Annotated in this window: 4 protein-coding genes; 2 read left to right on the top strand and 2 right to left on the bottom strand. The window is 39.0% G+C overall.

Annotated features, from left to right (window positions below; all coding sequences use genetic code 11):
• Window positions 1-104: helix-turn-helix domain-containing protein (locus IM477_RS00805; protein ID WP_287683512.1), on the bottom strand; the 104-nt coding region annotated here is incomplete at its 3' end.
• Between the two features lie 274 nt (window positions 105-378).
• Entirely contained in the window at window positions 379-2,199 is a 1,821-nt protein-coding gene (locus IM477_RS00800; RefSeq protein WP_287730085.1) for an EAL domain-containing protein, read from the bottom strand.
• Between the two features lie 910 nt (window positions 2,200-3,109).
• Here IM477_RS00800 and IM477_RS00795 point away from each other — a divergent pair.
• The gene (locus IM477_RS00795) at window positions 3,110-4,636 is read left to right on the top strand and encodes a bifunctional aminoglycoside phosphotransferase/ATP-binding protein (protein ID WP_287730083.1); all 1,527 of its coding nucleotides are present in this window, start codon (window positions 3,110-3,112) and stop codon (window positions 4,634-4,636) included.
• 43 nt (window positions 4,637-4,679) lie between these two features.
• On the top strand, window positions 4,680-5,021 hold a 342-nt coding region (locus IM477_RS00790; RefSeq protein WP_287730082.1), incomplete at its 3' end, for a Uma2 family endonuclease.

Below are 5,021 nucleotides of genomic sequence, written 5' to 3'. Positions count from 1 at the left end.
TGGAGAGCTTTATTGTAAACTAATCTTACACAGCCCAAAGTGCGCCGCAATAGCGACTCTTGTTCTGGTGTTGGGTAAAATCGAAACGAATAGGCTTTCTCCATACCTCACATTTTAGCATATATTTCGCAAATGTGCTAATATTTAACAGTAAAGCCGTCGTAGAACGACGGGGTTTCAGACCCAAATTTTCGATGAGTAGGTATTTGATCCTAGATTCTCTGTTCAGATCATACCGGAATCAGTGACCAAAATCAGTTATCAGTAATCAGTAATCAGTAATCAGTAAACAGTGAAAGGACAGCACTGTTAATGCTATTTCATCCTCCTCACTTAATACCCCTGACTAAAAACCCAGAGCTGATAACTGGTAACTGATCACTGATCACTGATTACTGACAGGCTGCGGTGGATGTGGAGAAATTTAGTCATTTCCTCCACTGCTAGAGGGCCACTGATGCGATTGCCTTGCATTCTCTCGCAACCTAATTCTTGCAGGATTTCTAATTGTTGTTGGGTTTCTACTCCCTTGGCGATCACTATTAAGTTAAAACTTTTCGCTATCGCCAACAATGACGAGATAAAACGGGTATCTTGGGGATTATTACTCAGGTTTTTCGTTAAAGATTGCTCTATTTTCAGTTTTTTAACGGAAAATTGACCGAGATAGGCGATCGATGCGTAACCGCTGCCAAAATCATCAAGGGTGATACTAATACCCAATTCCTGCAAATCCCCAAGAATTCGACCGGTTTCGCGGCTATTTTCTAGTAAACTTGTCTCGGTTATTTCCATCTCCAGAAAGAAAGGCCCGATTTTGCTTTCAGTCAAGACTTCTTTGAGGATGGTGAGCAACTGCGGATCCCGCAATTGGTGCGGGGACAGATTGATCGAGATGGGAGTGTATAATAATCCTCGCTGCTGCCATATTTGTGCTTGTTGACAGGCATTTTTCAGCACCCAACGATTAAGCTCAAGGATTAACTCGCTTTCTTGGATTAAGGGTAAGAAACGATTAGGAGCGATTAATCCGAATTGAGGGTGTAACCAGCGCAATAATACCTCTAACCCTTCCACTTGTCCCTGAGTCATATTAACTTGCGGTTGATAGTAAAGAGCTAATTCATTATTTCTGATTGCCTGATAGAGAAAATATTCAACTTTAGAACTACGAGTATTTTTAGGGTGAACATTAACTGACTCTATCCTGGAGTTATTATTGATATTATTCTTGACCGCTACTAAATTTTCCTCCAGTTTCTGTAAAATTATTTTTCTGTCTGTGCCGACGGGGGGACAGATAACTGAACCTAAATTGAATCGCACGGCTAGGGAGTGATTTTCGATTTCGTAATTATTTTCTAGGGTTTCAATAATTCTTTGACTAACTTTTTCCAGATCATTAGCCTTATTAATTTGTGGCAGCAGGATAATAAATTCGTCCCCTCCCCAACGAGCGACTATATCCCCCGATCTCAAATTTTTTCTTAACCGTTCACTGACGATTTTTAATAGCTTATCTCCCAGTCGATAACCTAGTCGATTGTTGACATTTCTTAGCCGCTCTACATCCACTAATAACAGACCGAGCATTTGATTACTTTTCTGGGCATTATTAATAGCATTTGACAGATATTCATTAAAGATAGAACGGTTAGGCAAATTCGTGAGAGAATCTAGGAAAGATTCCTCTTGAGTCCCGTTATCAAAACTAATGGTCTGGGATGGGGAATTATGGAGAATTAGGGTACTTTTTGTGTGGAGGTTATCCCGGCTATAATTTGCTTCATTTTCCGTCAGATCCACTCGTATCTGTCCTGAACTTTTAACCGGTGCTTGCTCTATTTTTTCTTGACTGGCTATTAAATGAAAACTGGAATTTATATCACAGCCAAAGTTAATTAAATCACCATCTTTTAATTCATGAACCAAGCATTTAGACCCATTGACATAAATACCATTATGACTTTTATTTCCCTCTAAATCACCATCAAGAATCCAATAGGAAAAATTTTGGCGATCAATACTCTTTTTAATTAAAGTCGCATGATAGCGAGACGCGTATTTGGAGCGAAGAACAATTTGATTATCGGACTTACGGCCGAGAGAATATTTCATGTCTTCTAGGGTAATTGTTCTTCTCCCTTGAGGATCTTCCACAATGAGGAGATAACGGGAATTGGATGAACCATTAATCATTTTTTCGGTACCTCGACAAAATATAAGTTAATATGCTCCCTCAAAAAGTCATGGCTTATTCGTCTTTGACTTAATTTATTTTCTCAATCAAGTGTTGGGTGTGATTCGGAACAGTTACTTAACAAGAATTGAGTCACATCTTCTGGTTTCAAGGCCTGAGTCAACCAAAATCCTTGTACTTCTTCAAATTCTGTACTAGGCCGATTATAGTCGATAACATGGCTAAATGCTCGGTTTTTGATGGTAAAGATGGGATAAAGGTTCGCTCTTCAAGCTGTCGAGGGGATATTTATCAATATAACTTAAGAAGGAATAGCCAGCATCAAAATTATCTAAAACTAACTGTACCCCTAATTCCTTGGCTTAAAGCTGACCCCGCTTCTAGGGGGTCTTAACGAGTAATTTAGATAGTCAACAGCTTACCGACAATCAGCAATTATCGAAAAAATCGGGTCTAAAACCTCGCCTTTTAAGGCGAAAAGTTTTGGGAGCGGGGCATAAATCCCCGTTACAAAAACGGCCTCCTGCCTCCTGCCCCCTGCCCCCTGCCTTCGTTAACAGTCATCCTTAAACTGGTACAAATGTATGGACAACCCCCTGTAAGCATCCCACTTGCTCCCGCTAATGCTTTCCAGCGTTTGGGGGAGACAGTTCCTCCACGGACATCTGATAGCAAATCGGTTTTTAGTGGTACGATTAACTGCCAATCAAACTTGAAAAACCCGCTCCCTTCTCCCCACTTCCCACTTCCCACTCCCCAACGGAGGGTTTGGGGGGTAGAATCCCCCAAGAGTCAAAGATTAAGTGATAAAATCGGAAATAACAGCCAATTCTAGCCGAGAGTTTCCCTTTAAAAATCCCAACCTAGTAAATTTACAAAAATGAGAGGCAACCGACAGGAGTTCTCCCTATGGATAGCAACCGATTAATCGAAGAATTAAAAAATCCCGACTTTTATCCTCATTCTGTCAAAATTCCCGTTGAAATTATCCAAACCCATGCTTCAATTATCTTCTTGACAGGAGATTATGCCTATAAAGTCAAGAAACCAGTTAATTATCATTTTTTAGATTTCTCCACTTTAGAAAAGAGAAAGTATTATCTAGAACAGGAACTAGAGTTAAATCAAAGAGTTGCTGCGAATATCTATCTGGAAGTTTTGTCAATTAATGAGGAACGGGGTAGCATAAGTTTAAATGGAGAAGGGAAAGCGATCGAATACATTTTAAAAATGAATCAGTTTCCCCAAGAATGTTTACTGAGTAAAGTTTTTGAACGGGGAGAACTAACGGAAAAAGCTATAAAATCTTTGGCTGAAAAAGTGGCAGGATTTCATCGACAAGCTGTGACTAATTCCTATATTACTCAATTTGGCAATTTAGAAGTTATTAAACAAGCTTTTGATGAAAACTACCAACAAACCGAGAAATATATTAATTTTGTCCAAACCCAAAAACAATACGATGAAACGAAAGCTTATACAGATAAATTCTTCGCAGAACACGGAGATTGGTTAGAGGAAAGACAAATAAAAGGGATGATTCGCGAATGTCACGGCGACTTACATTTAAATAATATCTGTCAGTGGCAGGGAGAAATACAATTATTTGATCGCATAGAATTTAATGAATCTTTTCGCTTCGTTGATGTCATGTATGATCTTGCTTTTACAGCCATGGATTTAACCGCTAGGGGGAGAGGAGATTTCGCTAATTTATTTGTGAATACTTATTTAGAACAAACCGCCGACTGGGAGGGTTTAAAAGTCTTGCCTCTCTACCTGACTAGACAAGCATATGTGAGGGCAAAAGTCAATAGTTTTTTGCTTGATGGTGACAGTTTTTCCGAGAAAATTAAAGCCAATGCACAGGATTATTATCAATTAGCTTGGCAGTACACACAACCGCAGAAACCGAGATTAATTCTGATGTCGGGATTTTCTGGATCGGGTAAGAGTACCATAGGGAAAGTAATTGCTAAAAATCTTAATGCTATTCAGATTCGTTCCGATGCAGTTCGCAAACATTTGGCTGCAATTGACTTAAATCAAACAGGAAGTCTAGACATATATAGTCTCGAAATGAGTCAAAAAACCTTCGCTAGACTGGCGGAATTAGCCGAAATTTTAATAGCTTTAGGTTATCCGGTTATTCTCGATGCACGCTACGATAAATATGCTTGGCGAGAACCCTTATTAACCTATGCCCAAAATTTACAGATTCCTTTTCATATTGTCCATTGTCACGCACCTATAGAAGTTTTAAAACAACGGATTGCCGCTAGAAAAGGTGATATTTCTGACGCTACTATCGAGGTTTTAAATGCCCAAATTGAGAAAACAGAACCTTTTAATGAAAAAGAACAACCCTATCTAATTTCCCTAGATACTACTAATCCCAATTGGCCAGAATTTTTAGAGAGTCAATTAGGTAAATAGGTTGATATGAATCAATGATATAAAGTAGCAAAAAGGAGAAGCGATGGAAACTGTAGTGTTAAATCTAGAGACAGTTAATCTGACCGATGAACAATTTTATCATCTCTGTCAGGCTAATCAAACATGGAATTTAGAACGTAATCAAAAAGGAGAATTATTAATTATGCCTCCCGTGGGTGGAAATAGTGGTAATCGAGAAGCTGATTTAATTGCTGATGTAACGATTTGGAATCGTCAAAGTAATTCCGGTAAAGTCTTTAGTTCTTCGACAATTTTTCGTTTACCAAATGGAGGATATCGTTCTCCTGATGTTGCTTGGATAAAACGGGAGAGATGGGAAGCTTTGAGCGCAGAAGAGCGAGAAAAGTTCCCGCCTTTGTGTCCC

This window comes from Microcystis sp. M090S1, assembly GCF_020246295.1.
GTDB lineage: Bacteria > Cyanobacteriota > Cyanobacteriia > Cyanobacteriales > Microcystaceae > Microcystis > Microcystis aeruginosa.
This window is presented reverse-complemented; position numbering and strand designations above follow the sequence as displayed.